22 protein-coding genes are annotated in these 22,735 nt (G+C 34.2%); all 22 read right to left on the bottom strand.

The annotated features are described in order from the left end of the window. Positions 1-37 precede the first annotated feature (37 nt). The 22 genes from ABWU86_RS07005 to mraY all read right to left on the bottom strand — a co-directional run bounded on the left by ABWU86_RS07005 (position 38) and on the right by mraY (position 22,728). Positions 38-1,024, bottom strand: coding sequence for an aldo/keto reductase (locus ABWU86_RS07005; RefSeq protein ID WP_293793631.1), 987 nt, complete (start codon positions 1,022-1,024; stop codon positions 38-40). Between the two features lie 109 nt (positions 1,025-1,133). Then, the gene (locus ABWU86_RS07000; RefSeq protein WP_435370541.1) at positions 1,134-2,090 is read right to left on the bottom strand and encodes a ribose-phosphate diphosphokinase; all 957 of its coding nucleotides are present in this window, start codon (positions 2,088-2,090) and stop codon (positions 1,134-1,136) included. Positions 2,091-2,158: 68 nt separating this feature from the next. Continuing rightward, the gene (gene recD2 / locus ABWU86_RS06995) at positions 2,159-4,648 is read right to left on the bottom strand and encodes an SF1B family DNA helicase RecD2 (protein WP_353322197.1); all 2,490 of its coding nucleotides are present in this window, start codon (positions 4,646-4,648) and stop codon (positions 2,159-2,161) included. 26 nt (positions 4,649-4,674) lie between these two features. Further along, positions 4,675-5,388 carry a tetratricopeptide repeat protein gene (locus ABWU86_RS06990; protein WP_435370539.1) on the bottom strand — a complete coding sequence of 238 codons (714 nt, stop codon included), beginning with the start codon at positions 5,386-5,388 and terminating at the stop codon, positions 4,675-4,677. 13 nt (positions 5,389-5,401) lie between these two features. Next, positions 5,402-6,109, bottom strand: coding sequence for a histidine phosphatase family protein (locus tag ABWU86_RS06985; RefSeq protein WP_353322186.1), 708 nt, complete (start codon positions 6,107-6,109; stop codon positions 5,402-5,404). A gap of 57 nt (positions 6,110-6,166) precedes the next feature. Beyond that, on the bottom strand, positions 6,167-7,294 hold the full coding sequence (mnmA, locus tag ABWU86_RS06980; RefSeq protein WP_353322184.1) for a tRNA 2-thiouridine(34) synthase MnmA: 1,128 nt from the start codon (positions 7,292-7,294) through the stop codon (positions 6,167-6,169). A gap of 134 nt (positions 7,295-7,428) precedes the next feature. Next, on the bottom strand, positions 7,429-7,767 hold the full coding sequence (locus tag ABWU86_RS06975) for a cysteine desulfurase (protein WP_293793626.1): 339 nt from the start codon (positions 7,765-7,767) through the stop codon (positions 7,429-7,431). A 1-nt stretch (position 7,768) separates the two neighbouring features. Next, on the bottom strand, positions 7,769-8,923 hold the full coding sequence (locus tag ABWU86_RS06970; protein ID WP_353322182.1) for a cysteine desulfurase family protein: 1,155 nt from the start codon (positions 8,921-8,923) through the stop codon (positions 7,769-7,771). Positions 8,924-8,940: 17 nt separating this feature from the next. Beyond that, a complete protein-coding gene (locus ABWU86_RS06965; protein ID WP_293794302.1) occupies positions 8,941-9,633 on the bottom strand; it encodes a 5'-methylthioadenosine/adenosylhomocysteine nucleosidase in 693 nt (230 codons plus the stop codon). 11 nt (positions 9,634-9,644) lie between these two features. Continuing rightward, the gene (locus ABWU86_RS06960) at positions 9,645-9,881 is read right to left on the bottom strand and encodes a hypothetical protein (RefSeq protein ID WP_293794301.1); all 237 of its coding nucleotides are present in this window, start codon (positions 9,879-9,881) and stop codon (positions 9,645-9,647) included. 22 nt (positions 9,882-9,903) lie between these two features. Further along, positions 9,904-10,455: an NUDIX hydrolase gene (locus tag ABWU86_RS06955; protein ID WP_353322179.1), complete on the bottom strand. Its 552-nt coding sequence runs from the start codon at positions 10,453-10,455 to the stop codon at positions 9,904-9,906. A 65-nt stretch (positions 10,456-10,520) separates the two neighbouring features. Then, positions 10,521-10,724: a cold-shock protein gene (locus ABWU86_RS06950; RefSeq protein ID WP_353317238.1), complete on the bottom strand. Its 204-nt coding sequence runs from the start codon at positions 10,722-10,724 to the stop codon at positions 10,521-10,523. Between the two features lie 49 nt (positions 10,725-10,773). Beyond that, a complete protein-coding gene (ileS, locus tag ABWU86_RS06945; RefSeq protein WP_353322177.1) occupies positions 10,774-13,572 on the bottom strand; it encodes an isoleucine--tRNA ligase in 2,799 nt (932 codons plus the stop codon). A gap of 216 nt (positions 13,573-13,788) precedes the next feature. After that, positions 13,789-14,430 (bottom strand): DivIVA domain-containing protein, encoded by a 642-nt coding sequence (locus ABWU86_RS06940; RefSeq protein WP_293794296.1) that lies wholly within the window; start codon positions 14,428-14,430, stop codon positions 13,789-13,791. 18 nt (positions 14,431-14,448) lie between these two features. Next, positions 14,449-15,231: a YlmH family RNA-binding protein gene (locus tag ABWU86_RS06935; RefSeq protein ID WP_293794294.1), complete on the bottom strand. Its 783-nt coding sequence runs from the start codon at positions 15,229-15,231 to the stop codon at positions 14,449-14,451. Between the two features lie 2 nt (positions 15,232-15,233). Then, positions 15,234-15,632 carry a cell division protein SepF gene (locus ABWU86_RS06930; RefSeq protein ID WP_353322175.1) on the bottom strand — a complete coding sequence of 133 codons (399 nt, stop codon included), beginning with the start codon at positions 15,630-15,632 and terminating at the stop codon, positions 15,234-15,236. 35 nt (positions 15,633-15,667) lie between these two features. Beyond that, entirely contained in the window at positions 15,668-16,906 is a 1,239-nt protein-coding gene (gene ftsZ, locus ABWU86_RS06925) for a cell division protein FtsZ (RefSeq protein WP_293794291.1), read from the bottom strand. Positions 16,907-16,934: 28 nt separating this feature from the next. After that, positions 16,935-18,290 (bottom strand): cell division protein FtsA, encoded by a 1,356-nt coding sequence (ftsA, locus tag ABWU86_RS06920; RefSeq protein ID WP_353322193.1) that lies wholly within the window; start codon positions 18,288-18,290, stop codon positions 16,935-16,937. A 106-nt stretch (positions 18,291-18,396) separates the two neighbouring features. After that, a complete protein-coding gene (locus ABWU86_RS06915) occupies positions 18,397-19,257 on the bottom strand; it encodes a cell division protein FtsQ/DivIB (protein ID WP_353322174.1) in 861 nt (286 codons plus the stop codon). Positions 19,258-19,271: 14 nt separating this feature from the next. Then, positions 19,272-20,363, bottom strand: coding sequence for an undecaprenyldiphospho-muramoylpentapeptide beta-N-acetylglucosaminyltransferase (murG, locus tag ABWU86_RS06910; RefSeq protein ID WP_353322173.1), 1,092 nt, complete (start codon positions 20,361-20,363; stop codon positions 19,272-19,274). Next, positions 20,360-21,742: a UDP-N-acetylmuramoyl-L-alanine--D-glutamate ligase gene (murD, locus tag ABWU86_RS06905; RefSeq protein WP_353322172.1), complete on the bottom strand. Its 1,383-nt coding sequence runs from the start codon at positions 21,740-21,742 to the stop codon at positions 20,360-20,362. Before murD ends, murG begins: the two co-directional genes overlap by 4 nt. Positions 21,743-21,765: 23 nt before the next feature. Then, positions 21,766-22,728 carry a phospho-N-acetylmuramoyl-pentapeptide-transferase gene (gene mraY / locus ABWU86_RS06900; protein ID WP_353322170.1) on the bottom strand — a complete coding sequence of 321 codons (963 nt, stop codon included), beginning with the start codon at positions 22,726-22,728 and terminating at the stop codon, positions 21,766-21,768. Positions 22,729-22,735 lie beyond the last annotated feature (7 nt).

Genomic DNA, 22,735 nt, shown 5'->3' with positions numbered 1-22,735 from the left:
TCATATAAAAAGAAGCGACTATTTAAGTCGCTTCTTTTTATTTCTTCAAAATTTCATTAATCTTAGCTAATTCATCTGGTGAAAATTCTAAGTTGTCTAATGCTTTTAAATTAGATTCTAGATGTTTTGGATCAGATGCTCCAGTAACAACACTAGTAACAACTGGATCATGAAGTAACCAAGCTAAACTCATTTGTGCTAATGTTTGATCTCTATTCTTGGCTAAATCATTTAATTGGTTTAATCGTTTAACTACTTCATCCTTATTTTCCATCATAAAACTATTGGTGAAGTGTAGTTTTAAATCATCAGGTAATCCATTTAGATATTTATCTGTCAAAATACCTTCGGCTAATGGACCGTATGCAACCAATCCATCGTTGTTTTCTTTCAATGCATCAATTGTGCCATCTTCTTCCGCTGAACGGTTTAACATGTTATATGAAGCTTGGTTAACAACAAAAGGTGTATGAAGTTCTTTAAAGTACTTAATGATTTCTCTTGTTTGTTCACCATTGTAATTAGAAATACCAACATACAATGCTTTTCCGGCTCTGACAGTACTATCTAGTGCTTCAGCAGTTTCTTCTAAGCTAGTATTAGGATCGAAGCGGTGGCTGTAATAGATATCTACATAATCTAATCCCATTCTCTTTAAAGAAATGTCCAATGCAGCAACTAGTGTTTTTCTTGAAGAAAATGAACCATATGGTCCAGGCCACATGTGGTATCCAGCTTTAGTAGTAATAATTAATTCATCACGATATGGTTTTAAATCTTGATTATATACTTGACCAAACATTCTTTCTGCGGCACCTGATCCAGGTCCGTAGTTATTTGCCAAATCAAAACTGAAAATTCCTTTATCAAAGGCATTTAACATTACTTCTCTACTATCTTGAAAATTAGCATCATCACCAAAACTATGCCACATTCCAAATGATAGAGCGGGTAATTGAAGACCAGAGTTTCCTGCTCTTCTAACTTTCATGTTGTCGTATCTTTCATCTGAAGCTTTATACATGATTACACCTCAATTTCTATTGTTATAGTTTCATTTTAAGTTTTCTGAATTATGAAATCAAGAATTCAATTAATAAAAAAAGTCCTAATTTTCATTAGGACTTTTGATATTATCTAAATAATTTTCCAACTGATTTATTGTTATGAATTCTTAAAATTGCATTACCCATTAAATCTGCAACTGAAACAATATCTAGTTTATCGATTTGTTTTTCTGGTGCAATATAAACAGAATCAGAAACAATTACCTTTTTAATTGGCGCATTGCTGATTTTATCGATTGCATCCCCTGCGAAAACACCATGTGTAGTAACTAAGTATACAGCTTTAACACCATTGTTTGCTAACACATTGGCTGCTTTAACTGCTCTAGACGCTGTATCAATCATATCATCTGCAACGATTGCAACCTTATCTTTAACATCCCCAATAATAAATGTTGGAATATGTTCTTCATTTTCAGGGTCACGGTTATCAATAATTGCAATTGGAGCATCAATTAATCCCGCGAATCCACGAGCTCGTCCAACACCACCATGATCTGGTGATACCACTACTGCGTTGTCTAGGTCATAATTATCTAACATGTGTTTTGCCATCAATTTATCTGCTTTTAGATTATCTACTGGTTTATTAAAGAATCCTTGGATTTGAGCAGCATGTAAATCTAAAGTAAGTACTCTATCAATACCAGTATTTTCTAAAATTCTAGCAATTAACTTAGCGATAATTGCTTTTCTTTCTCTCTTTTTAGCAGAATGTCTAGCATATCCATAGTAAGGAATGACAACGTTGATGGATTTAGCACTAGTTCTTCTTACAGCATCAATCATAATAAACAATTCCATAATATTAGCGTTAATTGGATCGGTTAATGATTGAATAATGTAAACTGAATCTCCTCTAATACTTTCATCAATTTTGATTTGAATTTCACCATCACTAAAACGATTAATGGTTGCTTCTCCCAATTTGATTCCACAAACCTCAGCAATTTTTTCAGCCAATGGTCTATTAGAACTCAAAGAAAATATTTTCATATTTTTATTACTCAATGATTCCACTATGAATAATGCCCCTCTCGAAGTAATTGATAATTAGATTTTACCATAAACTTCAAATTTTTACTTATATTTTAAGGTTTAATCCCGTCCATTCCAATCATTGGATCAATTTGATCTGAATTAATTAGACTAGGCGTCAAACGATACGATTTAACTGAACTATCGGTATCCTCTTCATTAGATGCTTCCTCTTCAACTTGGTCATTGTTATTTGTATCTACCGTCTTATCAGTTTTGGTATTGGTTTCAACTATTTGTTGATTATTAGTTAATAATTCATCATTAGCTGGTTTTATTTCACCATTTAATAGTGATTGAATTCTCTGCATCAAACTAGTATTTCTGTTATCAGATTCACTTTGGGCACAGCTTAAAAATGAATCATAGTCCCCTATCATAATTAACGTGTCACTGGCACGAGTAATTGCGGTATACAAAAGATTCTTTTTCAGCATTTTAGTAAACTGAGGAACGATTGGTAAAATTACCATCTTGAACTCGCTTCCCTGTGCCTTATGAATAGTTGTACAGTATGCTAATGTAATTTGAATCCAATCTTTTCTTTGGTAGGTAACCTCGCTTTGATCAAAAGCCACTTTGATTTTATCCTGGGTTGATTTTTCACCATGGATAACTTCTATGATTTGACCAATATCACCGTTAAAAACATTGTCTTCTGGACTATTCACTAGTTGCAAGACTTTATCTCCCAACCTAAAATGAATTCCTCTATATTCTAGTTGTTCCTCTTTGTTGCCAGGGTTCATAATTTCTTGAATGACATCATTCAAATGATTAACCCCTGACATCCCTCTATACATTGGTGATAAAACTTGAATATCTGTAGCACTAAATCCTTTTTGCTTAGCTCTCTTCACAATTTGTTCAATTACTGAACTCATTTGATTAGCACCACATGGAATAAAACTTCTATCAGCCTGTTTTTCATTGAAGTCATCTGGCAACTTTCCTTGTTGGATACTATGTGCCAATGGAATAATAGTTGAATTACTGTCTTGTCTGTAAATGGTACTTAATTGCATACTATTTATTCTTTGAGATCTTAATAAATCAGTAAATACCTGACCTGGACCCACTGATGGTAATTGATCTTTATCACCTACCAAAATCACTTTCATTTGGTTAGGCACCGCTCTCATAAGCGCTTTAAATAAATAAGTATCCACCATAGACATTTCATCAACAATTAGTAATCCACCTTCTAAATCCTTGGTGCCTTCATTGTTATCGTCATACCCACTTAGTCCTAACAATCTGTGAATGGTGCTAGCGGGAATTCCAGAAGTTTCCTGCATTCTCTTCGCTGCGCGTCCAGTTGGTGCAGCTAGTAAAATTGGAAATTCATGTTCTTTATATTTATTTATATCTAAGGAATAATCGTTTAAATATGCATATAAATAGATAATTCCCTTAATAATCGTTGTTTTCCCTGTCCCGGGTCCACCGGTTAGCAAGAACATTTGCGACTTAATAGCTTGTTTTAAAGCATTTGTTTGTGACTCATCATAAGAGATATTCAATTTTTTCTCAATCAATCTAATCTTCTTATCGATGGTTTCATCATCAAACGTTTTTGTATTCGGATTCTTAATTACACGATTAATATGTTCGGCAATTCTCCATTCATCATCATATAAATCCTTTAAATAAACCCGATCTTCTTCTCCAACGATTTTTTGTGTTTTAGCTAACTCCAAAAATTGTTCAGATAAATCATCGCCAGTGATGTCTTCTGAATTACCATTATTTAACAACTTTAAAGTTTCAGATAAGATTGGGCCTGTTTGGGTATATGTATCACCATTCTTCAAAGATAGCGATTGTAATGCAGAAATTAAACCTGCTCGGATTCTTCCTGGATTGTTAGCTGACATCCCCATTTGCTTAGCAATATCATCGGCCTTCTTAAATCCGATCCCGTCTATATCTTCCACTAATTGATATGGGTTTTCTTCAATTACTTTTAAAGTGTCTCCCTTATACTTATTATAAATTGCAGAAGATAAGCTACTACCAAATCCATAACTATTAAGACCGATAATAACTTGTTCCATTCCGTTATTCTTTTGGAGTGTATCAATTACTGTTTTACGCTGTTTACTTGATAGTCCTACCTTATCTAGTAAAGATTCATTATCTAAAACGTCAGTAATTAAATTAACACCCAAGATATCAACCATTTTGTTAGCAGTTTGTTTTCCCACTCCTGGAAAATTATCCCCTGAAAGATATTCAACCAGTCCTTCTTTAGAGGTAGGCACTGTGCTATGGTAATTATCAGCTTTAAATTGTTTTCCATATTTCGGATGATCTACCAATACACCGAAAAACTGGTATTCATTTTCTTCAGCAATATCTGCAAAATTACCAGTAATAACAATCTCATCTTCATGCCAATCTGAGATATTAGTTTCGCTAATCTTAACTAAAAGCACCTTAAAAAAACTGTCGTTGCTTTCAAAGAAAGTAGCCGCAACTTTTCCATTTATGAATAGCTTTTCATTTTGTTCGTCATTATTTTCCATGGAAAATAAATCCATTGATTCGGTCACGGCAATTCACTTCCTTACTTTTTATTTTTGACCTGAATAAACTTTTCAATATCAGCCAAGCGTTTTTGACCCTTTTCAAAGTATTTTGGATCGTTTGATTTAGCCTTATCAAAATAAGCACTAAAATCCTCTTCTAACACCATCGCAACGATTCCACGATCAAAGTTAGCTTTACCATCGTTAGGCTTAGCTGCAAGCACTTTATCGTAAAATTCAGATGCTTCTTTAAAGTTACCTAGTGCTAATAAACTACTTGCTAATAGGTAGTTTATTTCTGGATCTTGTCTTCTAAAACCTTGTGCAGTTAGCGCGAATACAACTGCTTTTTTATAATCTTCTTTAGCCATATAACTTTGTGCCAACATAATATATGCATCTGTCTTCATATCACCGTCAGATAGGCTATTAAATTGTTCGATTGCTTTGTCATATTCACCAGCTGCGTAATAGACGTTACCCAGGCCATAGGTTAAAGTTTCTTTAGCCTTTTTACTTCTGCCAGCAAACAAGCCTAAAGCTTTCATCATTAATTCTTCAGCTTGTGTGTAGTTATGCAGTTGAACTAAAAAACTGCATAAATCATAGTAAGTTCGGTAATCATCTGGGTGGTTATCGATATCTTCAACCAATTTATGCAAAGTTTCATCAGCTTTTCTTTGCTTTTCTTCATGTTCTCTTTCAATTTCTTGTTGTCTATTTTTTATTTCTTCGGACTTTTGATCCATCATAATCACCTACAAATTAAATTACGTCTGTTTGATCAATTTCTTTTGTTAAATATTCAGTATCGTTCCATTTAATTAAATCAAACGTTTTACCATTATCGTTTGTTTCTAAAATAGTTGTACTAGTATTAGCCAATCCACCACGTTTTCGTAAATCCTTAATTTCAACTCCTAATAATGAGTTAATTAAGGCATTCAAAGCAGCTCCATGGCTAAAAATAACAACATTACTATCTTCACGATTAGCGTTAACAATGGTATTTATTGCATATTGCATTCTATCAATTACATCACTAAAGCTTTCTCCGCCAATTTCAGTTGCGTCGTATTTTTCCGGATGATTTCTAAAATTATCATAACTTTCCGGAAATTGTTTTTTTACATCTTCGAATTTTTGTCCTTCCATTTTACCTAAGTGAAATTCTTCTAAACGATTCCATAAAGAAAGTGGTGGTCTTTTCTTGGAATGTTGTAAAACTCGATTGGCTGTTATTCTTGCTCTTTTAATGGGACTAGAATAAGCATGACTAAATTCAATATCTTTTAAATGTTCACCTAACTGGTTCATTTGTTGGTAACTTTCTGGTAATAATTCAGAATCACCTCCAGCTCCTTGATATCTACTTTCAAGATTCCATTCAGTCTTACCATGTCTAATAAAATAGATTTTCACTTTTATCCCTCGTTCATTTTGATTTATATCTATTATCTCAATTAATGACATTTTTTTCAAAACATATATAAAAAAAGATGCTTATTTTCATAAGCATCTTTTTAAAATTTAAATGTATTGTAATTCTTTATCGTTTTGATATGCAGCATCGATTATAGCTGAGCCTAAACATTCATCACCATCATAGAATACAACAGCTTGACCAGGGGTTACTGCTCTGGCTGGGTCATCAAATTCTACCTTCAATGACTTACCATCATCATTTAAATGAACGCTAACTCCAACGTCTTTTTGACGATAACGGAATTGAGCAGTACAACGGAAGTCATTACCACGATTACTAATATCGTTAATCCAGAAAATATCTGAAGCCACTAAATAGTCAGCGTATAGATGTTTATTTTCGTATCCTTTACCAACATATAAAATGTTTTTTGATAAATCTTTTCCGACTACGAACCAAGGACGATTATCCTTACCATCCCCACCGATACCTAGACCTTTTCTTTGACCGATTGTGTAATACATTAATCCATCATGTTGGCCTTTTACTTCTCCTTCAAAAGTCATCATTTTACCAGGTGTTGCTGGTAAATAATTGCTTAAGAATGATTTGAAGTTCTTTTCACCAATGAAACAGATTCCCATTGAATCCTTCTTTTCAGCGGTTGCAAGACCGGCTTCTTTAGCAATTTCTCTAACCTTAGGTTTAGGCATGTCCCCTAATGGGAACATAACACGATCTAATTGATCAGCTGATAATTGACTCAAGAAGTAAGTTTGGTCCTTGTTGTCATCACTACCACGTAACAAGTGGTTATGACCATCTTCATCACGTTGTAATCGCGCATAGTGACCAGTTGCAATGTAGTCAGCACCTAGGTCTAATGCGTAGTCTAGAAAAGCTCTAAACTTAATTTCTTTGTTACAAATAACATCGGGATCTGGAGTTCTACCTTTTTTATATTCATTCAAGAAATAAGTGAAAACGCGATCCCAATATTCTTTTTCAAAATTAACAGAGTAGTAAGGTATTCCGATTTCTGAGGCCACTTTGGCTACATCTTTGTAGTCTTCAGTAGCTGTACAAACACCGTTTTCGTCGGTATCGTCCCAGTTCTTCATAAATACACCTACAACGTCATATCCTTGTTGCTTCAAAAGGTAGGCGGTTACGGATGAATCCACCCCACCTGACATTCCGACAACAACACGGGTATTACTATTGTCTGCCATTTTAAATCACCATCATTTCTTTTAGATTCTTAGAACCTACGAGTTGAAGGTCGCACATTCCATAAAGAGTATGATACCCATTTCTGCGATAAAATGCAATTAAGAAGCAAAAAGGAAGCCATTAGGCTCCCTTTTTATTTTTTAATAAATACGTTTCTTTCAACGAAATTGTTCATTAAGAAATTGTATTGTTCTACTAACTCATCAGCTTGTTTGTTAGTAAAAATATTTACTTTATTTAAACCATTGCTTGTAACGGCACTAAGTTTAAAAGCACTTAAATCGCCTTTAAAAACAATCTTTAACTTAACGCCATTATATGGATCGTTAGGATCTAGTGTTCTTTCAAATGAGTAATTACCTGCTTTAGTACTCACAAATCCCATATCAGTTAATGTGTACTTCTTTACTTCGGGGCTAACAGCATATACTGTATTGTCTCCAAGTAATTGATTACTAATTTCAAAAGCCATTTTAGTCCACCCTCTTAATTCTTTTTATTACTTTTACTAATGCTTCACTAAACAAATCAATTTCTTCACTCGTAGTGAACTTACCAAAACTAATTCGAATTGATTCTGATGATCTGTTAGTATCATTACCATACATTGCTACTAACACGTGTGATGGTTCGATGTTTCCTGCTGTACATGCTGAACCTGCAGAAATCGCAAAACCTGCCAAGTCCATATTAGCTAGTATCACATCAGATGCAATTCCTTTTATCCAGATATTAAAAACGTGTTGTAGTGGGTTATTATCGACAGTTCCATTAACTAAAAATTCAATGTCATTGTCTTTTAATTTACCCATAATTCGTTTTTTGAAACCTAAGTATCTATCATGGAGTTCTTGTTTTAATTCAGGTGTAATCATTGATACCGCCGTAGCAAATCCAGATATTGATGGAATGTTTTCTGTTCCTGCACGACGTTTCTTTTCTTGTTCTCCACCCTTAATAAAACTAGGGAAATCAACCCCGGTCCTTTTATAAAGGAATCCAGTCATTTTTGGTCCATTGATCTTATGTGCTGAAGTAGAAAGCATATCAATATAATCTTTTTCAACATCAATATCCAATAGTCCATAAGCTTGAACAGCATCTGTATGGAACCATGCTTGGTGGTCTTTTAGCAGTTCACCAATTTCGTGAATTGGCATGTAAGAACCAACTTCATTATTACCGGTCATAATAGTCACTAAGATGGTTTCATCATCTAATGCTGCCTTTAAATCTTCAATATCGATGACTCCATCAGCATTAACTGGTAAGTATGTGACCTTGTATCCTTGACCTTCTAAATATTCAAGTGGTTTTAAAACTGCTTCATGTTCAATTGCGGTTGTAATAATATGTTTTCCTAGCGATTTACGAGCTTCTGCAGTTTGTATAATTGCTGTATTATCGCTTTCACTACCACCACTAGTAAATATTATCTCGTCTGGCTTAGCGTTTATGCTTTTAGCAATAATGTCTCTACTATCTTCCAATACGGTATGTGCTTTTCTACCAATTCCATATAGTGTGGAAGCATTCCCATAAACATTTTGCATCTTATCATACATATCATCTAAGACGTTTTTATCGATGGGGGTTGTAGCGGCATTATCCAAGTAAACTTCTCTCAAATATACCTAAACCCTTTCTATTTTTGATTTGCAAATAAATCTAATAACATTTTAGCTGAACGTTTTCCAGCTTCCAAAATAAATTCATCAAAGCTCTTATCAGCATCCCCATTAGCATTATCTGACATAGCTCTTACAACAACGTATGGAATGTTAAATTGATTGGCCACTTGACCAACGGCAGCTCCTTCCATTTCACATGAAAGTGCATCTGGGAAGTTCTTTAATATGCCATCAATAACAGCTTGATCAGCAACGAATTGATCACCAGTAACAATTAATCCTGATTTTACGTTTAATCCGACTTCTTTAGAAGCTTCAGTAATTTCTTTTGACCATTTTTCAGAAGCTTTAAATCTAGCTGGTTGACCAGGAAGTTGACCATATTCATATCCAGCAGCAGTAGCATCAACATCATGGTAAGCAGTTTCAGTTGATACAACAACATCCCCAACGTTTAAACCTTCTCCAATTCCACCAGCTGAACCTGAGTTGATAACGATATCAACATCAAAACTAGTAATTAATTGCGCTGTGGTTAAACCGGCTTCTACTTTACCAATCCCAGATCTAACTAAAACTACTTCTTGTCCAGAAATAGTTCCTTCATAAAAGGTCATTTCTTTAATATTAACTTCATTTTTATTTTCCAATGATTCTAGCAATGTTTTGATTTCTTCATCCATTGCACATAAAATTCCAAATTTCATTTTATTTTCTCCTATGGGTTAACGTAAATTAAAATTAAATATACTGCGATTATAAGTAATATCAAAAAGGCTATCGTCCAGTTTAGTCTTCTGGATAATCGCTTGATTTTATCGTCATCACTCAATGTATTATTTCTAGAAACTTCTTCTCGACTAATAACATCATCGTCAGATTGACTTCGGCTGATAAAATCATCATCTAAATGTTTTTTCTTTTTATTACTTTGATACTCTTTTCTAGTTATCATTAAGGACTAACTCCTTTAACAATTAACGACCAATTTGATCGTGTAATTTCCAATAATAAATTGCAGTAATTGTCTTAGCATCTTCAATCTTACCATTTTCAATCATTTCCAACGCTTCATCTAAAGAATATTCTTTAATATTTAAATATTCTCCTTGATCACGTGGTAACTCATCCTCGACTGGCTTTAAATCAAACGCTAAATATAATTCCATATATTCATCACAAAAGCCGACACTAGAATAAAATCCAGTAATTCTTTTGATTGTGTTTGCTTCTAATCTAGTTTCTTCGTTTAACTCTCTTTTGACTGTATCTAAGGATGAACTATCTCTATCATCTACTTTTCCAGCAGGAATTTCGATTGTTTCTTTTGCAATAGGTGCTCGCCATTGGGTTTCCAATAACATTTTATTATTCTTAGTTAAAACAAGAATCCCAACTGCGTTAGAATGATGGACAACATCCCTAGTAGAAGTTTCTCCGTTTGGCAATTCAACAGTTTGCTTTTCAACATTAATGATTGCTCCGTTGTATTTAGGTTCAACTCCTAGTACTTTCTCTTCAAGATTCATATTATCAACCCTTTATGATTTATATATTCATTCTATATATTTTAAAAGATTTTTTCAATTATTCTCTAGTCTATAACACGAATTTTTACTGCTTGAGGGCCTTTCATCCCTTGAGCAATTTGATATTCAACCTTTTGACCGATTTCAATTTCATTTCTGGTTTTATTTTCAACCGCAGATGCATGGAAAAATACTTTATTCTTGTCTTCACCTTTTAAAAAGCCAAAATCATGCTCTGGATTAAAATTATTAACTTTACCTTTTATCATTATTTTCTCCTTAAAATAAAAAACTGGGAAAATCCCAGTTTTTTATTGTTTATTCTTCAAAACCTTCAGTCGCAGTTTCTGGGAAGTTATCACGTACAATCTTAGCACAACGTGCACAGAATTGTGGATAATCTGAATCTGAACCAACATCAGTACTAATTAAACGACAACGTTCACAAACGACACCTTCAGCATGTTTAACTACAATGGAAAGGCCATCATTAAAGTTTTGTGCTTCGCTTGGGGCGCTACTTGCATCATTAATTGATAATTCAGATACCATTAAGATTTGAGCAACATCAGTATCTAATGATTCTAACTTAGCCTTAACGTTGTCATCAACATATAATTCTAGGTTAGCTTCTGAAGCTTTACCAATTAATTTGTTGTTTCTGGCTTCTTCCAATGCCTTCAATACATCGTCTCTTAGTTCCATGAAGTTATGCCATTTTTCAGCAATTTCATCTGCTTCAGGTAAATCTCCTGGTTCTGGCATTTCTGAAAGTTGAACAAATTCTTCTTCTTCAGATAAGAATGGCCAGATTTCTTCAGCTGTATGAGGCAATACTGGAGTCATTAACTTAGTTAATGCAACAGCTGCTTGATATAAGACTGTTTGCATTGATCTTCTTTCGATACTATCTTCAGCATAGATGTATAGAATATCTTTTGCGAAATCTAGGTAGAAAGCTGATAGATCAGCGTTGATAAATGAAAGTAGTCGACGATTTAAGCTTAGGAAATCGTAGTTATCATAATCAGTCTTAATATCCTTGATGAATTGATTTAATCTAACCATCATGTATTTATCGGCTGATTTCATATCATCAAATGCAACACTGTTAGTTTTTGGATCGAAGTCTGAAGTATTAGCTAGCAAGTATCTCATTGTATTTCTAATCTTCTTGTATGAGTCTGAAATTTTTACAAAGTTTTCCATTGATACTCTAACATCAGCTGAAGTATCTACAGAGGTAACCCATAGACGAACGATTTCAGCACCCATTTGTTTAATAACTTCATCAGGAGCAATTGTATTTCCAAGTGATTTACTCATCTTGTGGCCTTCACCATCAAGTGTGAATCCTTGTGATAATAGTTGCTTGTATGGAGCCTTACCGCTAAATGCAACACTAGTAATTAAACTTGAGTTGAACCAACCACGGTATTGGTCTGAACCTTCTAGATATAAGTCTGCTGGGTAAGTTAAGTAATCACGTTCGGCACAAACACCTTGATGTGATGAACCTGAATCAAACCAAACATCCATAATATCATGTTCTTTAGTGAATTGACCGTTTGGTGAATGTTCACTAGTGAACCCTTCAGGAAGTAAATCCTTAGCTTCTTTTTCAAACCAAATATCTGAACCGTGTTTTGCAAATAGTTCTGCAACATGATCAGTAGTTTCTTTAGTAATGATTGGAGTACCATCTTCTGCATAGAAAATTGGTAGTGGAACTCCCCAAACACGTTGTCTAGAGATTACCCAATCACCACGGTCTTTAATCATGTTGTAAAGACGTTTCTTACCCCATTCAGGTTTGAATTTAACATCTTCAATGGCATTTAAAATGTCATCTCTAATCTTATCAACTGAAGCGAACCATTGGTCAGTAGCGCGGTAAATTACGGGCTTTTTAGTTCTCCAGTCAAATGGATAACTATGAGTAATTGGTTGATACTTCAATAGTAAGTTCTTTTCTTTTAACTTGTTTAATGAAATTTCATTAGCATCATCGTAGAAAACGCCTTCGAAATCTGGACCTGCTTCTTTAGTTAGGTATCCTTGTGCGTCAACGTCAACAAAGATGTCTAATCCGTATGACTTACCAACGTAGTAGTCATCTTCCCCGAAACCAGGAGCGGTATGAACTAAACCAGTACCAGTATCGATTGTTACGAAATCACCTAGCATAGTTAGTAGTTGTCTATCCATAAATGGATGTTGTGCTAACACACCTTCTAGTTCTTGACCTTTTACAGTCTTAACGATTTCGTAATCTTCCCAACCGAATAATTCAGCATCTTTATCAACTAATTCAGCAGCAAGTACGAATTGACGATCGTCATTAGATGGTTTTACAACTGCGTAGTCAAAACCAGCATCAATAGTAATACCCATAGATGCAGGAATTGTCCATGGTGTAGTAGTCCAAACAACCATGTAAGTGTTGTCTTCATCTAATACACCTTTACCATCAACAACTTTTTCAGCATAGAATGCTGATGGTGATTCGATATCATGGTATTCAACTTCTGCTTCTGCAAGTGCTGATTCAGATGACCATGACCAAATAACTGGTTTCTTGCCACGGTAAATTAAACCTTTTTCAGCCATCTTACCGAAAACTCTAATTTCAGCAGCTTCGAATTCAGGTTTTAATGTAAGATATGGGTTGTCCCATTCACCAGTAACTCCAAGACGTTTGAATCCTTCTCTTTGACGGTCAACTTGTTTTAATGCATATTCATTACATAATTTTCTGAATTCATTAGTATCCATCTTTTTACGATCGTAACCAGCTTGAGTTAGCTTTTGTTCGATTGGTAGACCGTGAGTATCCCAACCAGGAACGTAAGGTGCTCTAAATCCATTCATTGACTTGTATCTAACGATAAAGTCTTTTGAAATTTTATTTAAAGCATGTCCCATATGAATGTCACCATTGGCATATGGAGGGCCATCATGTAATACAAATGAAGGTTTACCTTCATTTAATTTTTGTCTTAATTGATATACATTGTTATCTTCCCATGCTTTTTGTCTTTCTACTTCTTTAACTGGTAAATTACCACGCATCTTAAACTTGGTCTTACCTAAATTTAAAGTATCTTTAACTCGCATCAAAATCACTCCTTTTCTAATAAAAAAAGACCTCATCACAAGGGACGAAGTCTTTCGCGGTACCACCCAATTTAGAATGTAAAAAACATTCTATCTTAATTAACTAATTCATGAGATAAACTGAGTTGATCTGCAATAAATGATTTACAACTGATCTCTCACCAACCATCAGCTCGCTTAATTGTTTCAATTTATTGCTTTCTGTTCTCAATCTCGTTATTTAATTTTTTTAAAAGAACCATCAGGATAAATCTTTACGGTTGCATCCTTAGGCATCTCTTTACTATCAGATTTTACTACTGTGTCTTTAAAAGTGTCAAGGTTATTAATTTGTTTGCTAACCTTTTCTTGATTAGCATCAACCCCAGAGATGATTTTATCCCATTCAGGACTTGATACCATTTCCATTTGACTCTTTAATAAAGTTTGTAGTTTTTCTCTAAATGATTCTGTAGTCTTTCTTAAATCATCATTAGCTACTAATAGTGCTTTAGATTGGCTTGAGATGTTTTCAACGATTTCCTTAGCCTTAACACTAGCATCGTTTAGAATTTCATCTGCTTGCTTTCTTGATTGTTCAGTTACATCGTTTGCTTCGTTTTGAGCATCGATTTTAACTTGATCAGCAGCGTTTTGTGCAATGATAATTGATTGGTTCAATGAATCTTTCATACCGTTAAAGTATTTTAATTCTTCTTCTGTTTCTTTCAAACGATTCTTCATTTCAATGTTTTCTGAAAGAGTTAGTTGGTAATCCTTAATAATACGATCTAAGAATTCATTGACCTCGTCAATATTGTAACCTCTCATTTTTACAGAAAATTCTTTGTTGTGAATATCTTGTGGGCTAAGTACCATCAGTATCTCTCCTCCAACCTATTTTTTTAGAACAGAAATTACTGCTCTATATTTACCTTTTTTGGTTTCTCCATCTTGTCTCTTCAACTTTAGTCTACCATATCTTCGAACAGAAACAACATCATGTGTTGTAATTTCATAATCAGGTCGCATGTTGACGGCCCAATTAAGATGTACTTTTTGGTGGCTAACTAATTCCTTAGCATCGTTTCTAGAGATATTAAATCCTTCAGAAATTAGGGTATCCATTCTAAATGACGAAACTGTAGTTGATTCATCTTTCCAGTCATTTTCAGGAACAATAACTTCTTTCAGTGGAGTCTCAATTAAAGAAATCTTTGTTTTTCCAATTGCATTGATTTGCATTTTAATAAAATCAGCAATTTCTTCAGTACAGAAGAATTGCCAATGAGTTCCATCGGTCAATATATCGCCAATCGTGGTTCTCTCTATTCCTGCACCTAACACAGTTCCTAATATCTTACTATGTCTTAGTTTGGAAAATTTAACTGGATATCTGATTTCAAACAGTTGTAGTTTAAAATCATCATCCGTTGGAGTGAAATAATCGGGATAAATTAAACATCTCTTCATCTCTGCATTATCATATCCACCAAAACTTTTAATTTGCAAATCGGGTTGGCGATTAACCAAAGTTGTTAAAATATAAACCTGTCTTGGGTTTAAAAACTTTGTAAGAACTGGTCGATACTGATTTATAGACTCATCTATTAAATCAGCGCAGGAATCAATAAATGGCACTTCTTCTTTTCTAAAATGCTGTTCAATATTCTTATCCATTTTTATCTCAATCTATCGTTCATTTCTTTTCTAATGTCTCCGTCAACTGAGTAATTGTGTGGGGTGAAAAGAAATACTAATTCAGAAATTCTTTCGATATTTCCATCAATTGTGAATATAACACCATTTAAGAAGTCAATGATTCTACGAGTAGCTTCATCACTAGCAGCATCAAAATTGATAATAACAGCGTTGTTATCGATTAATTTTTGAGCGATAGTCTTAACATCAGCATATATTTTTGGCTCAAAAACAGCTATCTTACTGCTTTCGTGTCCCCTATTTTTGCCAATAGATACGACTTTATCACTAGTTTCAACTTGTGGTTCATTATCATAGTATTCTTCATCTTGATCATAATCTGTACCGAAAAACTTACTAATACTAAATTTAGCTGACATTTCATTTCATTCCCTTCAAAGAAATTTACAAAAAATTATTTGCGACGGAATTTGAAGAATGGTGGTAAATCATCATCATTTGAGCTATCGTCTGCTTGGTTTTCACTAGCATTGTTAGCATCAAAAGGATCAAATTCTTTCTTTTGAACATTTTCAAATCTTGCATCAGTAGTTTCTGATGATTCTGATTGTTCATTGTTAGTTCTTACATTGTTACTTGTTTCGTCTTCTTTATGACGTCTTGGAGTAGCAACACGTCCAGCGTTATCAGCACTTCTAGTACCTCTATTAACTTGACCGTTAAGTAATTCTTCTGGACTTGTTTCAATTCCAGTAGCGATTACTGTTACCTTAATTGCATCTCCTAGTTCTTCGTCAATTGAAGTACCAAAAATGATATTTACGTCACTAGTTGCAGCTTGAGCAACGATATCTGAAGCATCTTGTGCTTCAAATAGTGACATATCTGGACCACCAGTAATGTTTAATAACACTTGTTTTGCACCATCAATTGATACTTCAAGTAGTGGTGATGAAATAGCTTTCTTAGTAGCTTCAGCAGTTCTGTTTTCACCAGTTGCAGTACCAACACCCATTAATGCAGAACCTGTGTTTTGCATAACAGTCTTAACATCAGCGAAATCCAAGTTAACGTAACCAGGACTAGTAATTAAGTCTGAGATACCTTGAACACCTTGTCTTAACACGTTATCAGCTTCTTGGAAAGCTTCCATCATTGGAGTCTTCTTATCTACCATTTCTAATAAACGGTTGTTAGCGATAACAATTAATGTATCAACGTTTTCTTTAAGTGCTGAAACACCTTCAGCAGCATACTTAGATCTTCTTGGTCCTTCAAAAGTAAACGGTCTAGTTACAACCCCAACAGTTAAAGCACCTGATTGCTTAGCAATCTTAGCTACGATAGGAGCAGCACCGTTACCAGTACCCCCACCCATTCCGGCAGTTACGAAAACCATGTCTGCACCTTCAAGTGCTTGAGCGATAGCTTCTTCACTTTCTTCAGCAGCTTTAGTACCAACTTCTGGATCAGAACCGGCACCTAAACCACGAGTTAGCTTAGGTCCTAATTGAATTTTAGTTTCAGCTTTTGAAGTGTTTAGTGCTTGTACATCTGTATTAGCTACGATGAATTCAACACCCTTAACGTCTTCAGCAATCATACGGTTAACGGCATTACTACCACCGCCACCTACACCGATAACTTTAATTTTTGCGCCTTGACTTTGTGTAGAATCTAATGAAAATTCCATTTTAACTTCCTCCGTGTATTCCTGTTTTTTATTCGAAAAAGTCCTTGTAGAAGCGGCTAAACATACCTTTAGTATTTTTAGCAACTTTAGAAACAGACTTTTTATCTTTACGAGGTTTTTCTGTGATTTCAGGTTCGTAATCAACATCTTCTGTAATCATATCATTACTATAATTATTTCCAATGAAATCATCATCATTTGGTTGTGCAGTCACAACGCTCTTACCTTCAAGTGAAGATCTAACTAATACTTGAATTTCACTCATGTTTGCTCGATAAGTAACTAGCGATAATGCTAATGAGAATGATGGGTGTCTCAATCCCATTTGATCTGGAATATATACTCTAACGTTAGTATCCAATCGATCTGCAGCTAAGTCTGATATTCCTGGTAATGCCGCAACACCACCGGTTAAGACTACCCCTCCAGGTAAACTTAATGCTGATATACTACTTAAGCTTTTATCCATTCTATTGAAGATTTGGTCTAATCTAGCTTGAATAATTTCAGCTAAGTATTTTTCAGAAATTCTAACTGGTTGGCTTTGACCAACCACTTCGATAGGAAATTCGTTATTTTCTGAAGCATCGATTTCATCTGCATATCCATAATCACGTTTGATTTTTTCAGCACTTTCAAGTGAAGTGTTTAAAACAACTGAGATATCTTTAGTGATGTATTCTCCACCTTCACTATCAACAGTTGTAAATTTCAATTGGTGATCATGGATAACTGATGCTGTGGTTTGGCCACCACCAAGATCGATTAAAACTGTTCCAAAATCTTGTTCGCCATCATCTAGAATTGTCATTCCTTGTGCTAATGACATATTAATTACGGCTGCGGGATTTAGACCAGCTCTTTGCACTGCTTTTTTAACATTATGAATGATTGTCTTAGGTCCAGTAATAATACGTCCCTTCATTTCAAGACGTACCCCTACCATTCCGCGAGGATCCTTGATGCCATCAAATCCATCTACGACAAATTCATCAGCTAAAGTATCCACAATTTCTCTTTCAGGTGGTAAATTCTTAATCATCGCAGATACAGTCACATTTCTTACATCTTCATCAGATATTTCTCTGGATTGATCTGAGATTGCAACCATCCCACTACATGGTTCAATTTTTAATTGATTTGCTGGAATCCCAACGATTACATCATTAATTTGAATACCAGCTTTTTCTTCTGCCTGGTTTACAGCTTTTCTTATTGATTCAGAAGCCTTGTCAATGTCAACGATGATGCCACGGCTAATTCCTTCTGAACGTTCGTTTCCTAAACCTAAAACGTTCATTTGGCCTTTAACTTTTTCAGCAACAATCACTTTAATTGACGTGGTTCCTATATCCAATCCAACATACATTTCTGAATTCATAATCTAGGGGAACCTCCAATTAAGAATAATTATTCTTAGATACTCTTATTTCTATTTAAGTTAGTTATATTTTAATTTTAACACAAGAATCTCTAACTCTAAAGCACCATTATTGGTTTCTTTTAGTGTTTGATTTTTTTGTTTCTTTATTCACTTTAAGAGTTGTTTTTGTTGTGCTTTTTTTAGTTTCATTTTTTTGGTCGGAAATTGGGTATGAATAAGCTCCTACTTCCAAATTGATAATACTTTTGGTTTTCAATTGAGTGGCAATCGATCTATAGAAGCCCATTTTTTTGTTGAAATCACTCATTAAAATAATGATTCTATTTCCATCACGCATGTAAACATGCAATTCGTCAGCATAGACCTTTGTTGGTGAAAACGAAATTACCCTAACGTTATCTCTAATATCTTTAGGCAATTTCAAATACTTTTGAATCATTTTACGTAACTTTGCACGGTCATTAAACTTTACAATGTAAGGCATTTTATCATCTTTAGGGTCCTTAACAGCTATGTTCGTAACATTGCCGTTTTCTAAAATCAGATATTGATTTTTCCCTTTTGTTTCATACCCAATTTCTCGATAAGGTGTCACTTTAATGGTTAAATTATTAAATCCACTAAAATGAAAGGCGATACTCTTAATTCGGTGATCTTTCTTAGCGACGTTTTCGTTAATTTTCTTTTTATGACCAAAGACTTTAAATATACTATCTCCAGAATTAATATTTAAATCATTTTTGATTTCATTAACTGGCACATAGCCATTTCCTGAAATCTTAATTTGATTAATTTTGCTTATTGGAGACACTAAATAAATTAAAATCCCCAGCACTATGATAATCGGTAAAATAATATATGCTGATGAGTTTAATTTATTTTTGATTTTTTGCTTATTTAATTCAACAAAATCATCTGATATTCTCGACTCTTTATTGGAGAGCTTCGAAGGCATTTTTAATTTCATTTCACCCACTCCAATTAGTGACAAATAGATTTAGCTAAATCTAGTAACCTTGTGGCAGCATCTCGACATCCCATGTTTCTGGCGTTTTCAGCCATCTTCAATCGTTTGTCTCGATCATTCATAATAAAATCTGCATTTTCGACTAATGTCTTTTCAGTTAAATCATCTTCTGTAATGATGACAGCAGCATCGTTTTTAACTAAACTTAACGCATTTTTAGTTTGATGATCAGCAGTAACGTAAGGACTTGGAATTAATACAGATGGGATTCCTAGCGCTGTTATTTCAGCTAAACTAGTTGCCCCTGCCCTTCCAACGATTGCGTCTACTTTTGGCAAGACATTTGGCATATCTGCAATGTAGTCTAAAACCGCAACGTTGTCATTAATAGTTTGTCCTTTTAATTGTTTCATTACGTCATCGTATCTCTTAGGACCAGTTACGAACACCACTTGGTAATCCTTTCGATTAAATAAGTGAATACTTTTTGCAGTTACACGATTGATTTTTAAAGCTCCTTGGCTCCCACCAAAAATTAATAATGTTGGGACATCATCTTTTAGACCATATTTAGTCCATGAAAAATCTGATTTTAAGTTGGCTACTTGTTGTGCTCTCGGATTTCCAGTGTAAACTGTCTTATCTTTAGGAAATTGACTAATTGCATCTTCAAATCCGACTGCAATCTTATCAACATGCTTACTTAAAAAGCGGTTGGTTAAACCAACGACGCTGTTTTGCTCGTGAATCATGGTTGGAATCTTCATTTGAGCAGCAGCATAAACAACTGCTCCTGATACATATCCACCAGTTCCGATAACAATATCTGGTTTAAATTGTTTTATTAATTTTTTTGCTTTGTGCAAACTCTTCATAAATAAAGCTACTGTCTTTACGTTATATAAAGATAGTGAGCGTTTAAAACCTTGAATTTCTAATTCTTCAAAATCAATGTTATGTTTTGGAACAATATCCTTTTCTAACCCTCTGGTAGAACCAACATATAAAACTTCAGAATCTGGATCTACACGTCTTAATTCTTCAATTAAAGCTAGAGCTGGATAAATATGTCCACCAGTTCCTCCGCCGGAAATCATCAGTCTCATTTTGTTACTTCCTTTCTACCAGTTTTTTGTTCAACAAATTTAATAAATTCGTCTCCTCTTTGTTCAAAGGTATCGTATTGATCCCAACTTGCATTCGCAGGTGATAGAAGAATTACATCCCCCTCATCACTCATTGACCAAGCTTCGTTAACTGCTTGTTCTAAGTTATCAACGACTTTAATATTCTTTACACCTGCATTGGTAGCAGTTTGAGATAGCAATTGCTTTGTTTCACCAAATAAAACAATTGCTTTTACATGATTCTTAAAGTCTGATTCTAATTTTTCAAACGTGTATCCACGGTCCAATCCACCAGCGATTAAGACCACATTGTCTTTAAAACTTCTTAAAGCAACTTGAGTCGCTTCAATATCAGTTGCTTTCGAATCGTTATAAAAATCTCGATCCATGTATGAAAGGACATATTGAACACGATGTCTGACCCCGCCAAAACTACCTAATGCCTTTTTAATTGCATCATTTGACTTATTCATTATTTTTGCAACCGCGATTGCTGCTAAAGCGTTTTGCACATTTTGTTGTCCTGGCACTTTAATATCCTTAACATCCATAACTTTTTCATCTTTGAAAAAGATTTGGTTATCTAACACATATGCACCTTGTTTAGATACAGCATCATAAGAAAATGGTACCACTTTAGCCTTACTTCTCTTGCTTAACTCAACCCATTCCGGATTATCAAAGTTAACAACAAAGTAATCATCTTCAGTTTGGTTTTCAGTAATACGCATTTTGGCGTTAACGTAGTTTTCTCTAGTCTTGTGGTAATCTAAGTGGTTTGAGAAAACATTATTTAAAACTGCGATATGGGGGTGCAATGCAGTAATTCCTTGCAACATGAAACTTGATAATTCTATAACAATATCATCTTCCTCATTTGCATTAGGAGTCACTGTACTAGCTGTAACTCCAATATTTCCGGATACATAAGAATGTCCATTTTTGCGATCAACATTCAAAATGCCGTTAATCATTGTAGAAACAGTTGTTTTTCCATTACTTCCAGTAACACCGATTATAGGAGCATCGCTTACTTCAGTTGCTATCTCAACTTCAACAGTAACCGGAATTCCTTGATTCATTGCCTCTTGAATCAATTCGTTATCATAAAAAACACCTGGGTTTTTAACTATTAAATCAAAATCTTGTTGATTTAATAATTCAGCGGATTGTTTTGCTTCAATGACATTTACATCAATATTTGATAAATCATTTTTAACATTTTCAGTTAGTGGATTAACATCATTAAGCCATACTTTGGCTCCTAACTGTTTTAAAAGTTTAGCAACGTTGATCCCACTTTTCCCAGCACCGACAACTAATATTTTTTTATTTTTATAATCATCAATATTTTTCATAATTTTTGCTCCCAAAATAAATATTACATAATAATAGCTAATACACCTGTAATTGCTAGTAGTGCACCTGAGATCCAGAATACAATATCAATTTTCCATTCAGACCAACCCAACATTTCAAAATGATGATGAATTGGTGACATCTTGAAAATTCTTTTTCCAGTCATTTTAAATGATGCAACTTGAATAATTACGCTTAATGTTTCCATTACAAACATGAATCCAATCCAAATCAATGATAATTCATGATGAACTAAAATTGACACAGCAGCTAGTGATCCACCTAAAGCAAGTGAGCCCATATCTCCCATGAAAATTTTAGCTGGTTTGTGGTTGTAAATCATAAATGCACACAGTGCTCCAACCACTGCGAAACAGAAAATAGCTACATCCATTTGACGTTGATGAATTGCAACGATGGAATAAGCTAAAAATGCAATAATTGATAGTCCACTCACTAATCCATCAAGACCATCGGTTAAATTAACAGCATTAGAGAATCCTGTTAAGTAAAAGATGATAAAAATAGCGTAAAACCAACCTAAATGAAAATCACCTAAGAATGGTAATTTTAGCGCCATTGGAAAATGATTAGCGTAAACAAGAGTGAAAATTAATCCACCAAAAACTTGGCCAGCTAATTTTTGCCAAGCTTTTAATCCTTCGTTTTGTCGTCTGAATAGCTTAATGCTATCATCCCACATTCCGAGTAAACCGTATAAAACAAGGATAAAAATCAATATCAATAGCGTTGGGTTGATAAAATGGGTAATCGCTCCACCAACCAAGCTAGCAATGATAATTGCAATTATAAATAGTAGACCACCCATTGTAGGTGTTCCTGACTTAACTTCATGCCACTTAGGTCCTTCTTCTCTAATCATTTGACCTTCATGTTTTTTTCTAAAATATCCAATTAAAGATGGCATAAACACAACTGTAATTATGAAACTAACTAAAATTGGCCACGCAATATTTATAATCATCCTTTTT

The sequence above is a fragment of the Apilactobacillus pseudapinorum genome (assembly GCF_040369555.1).
GTDB lineage: Bacteria > Bacillota > Bacilli > Lactobacillales > Lactobacillaceae > Apilactobacillus.
The sequence above is the reverse complement of the archived record's forward strand: the minus strand, read 5'-3'. Positions and strand labels throughout refer to the sequence as shown.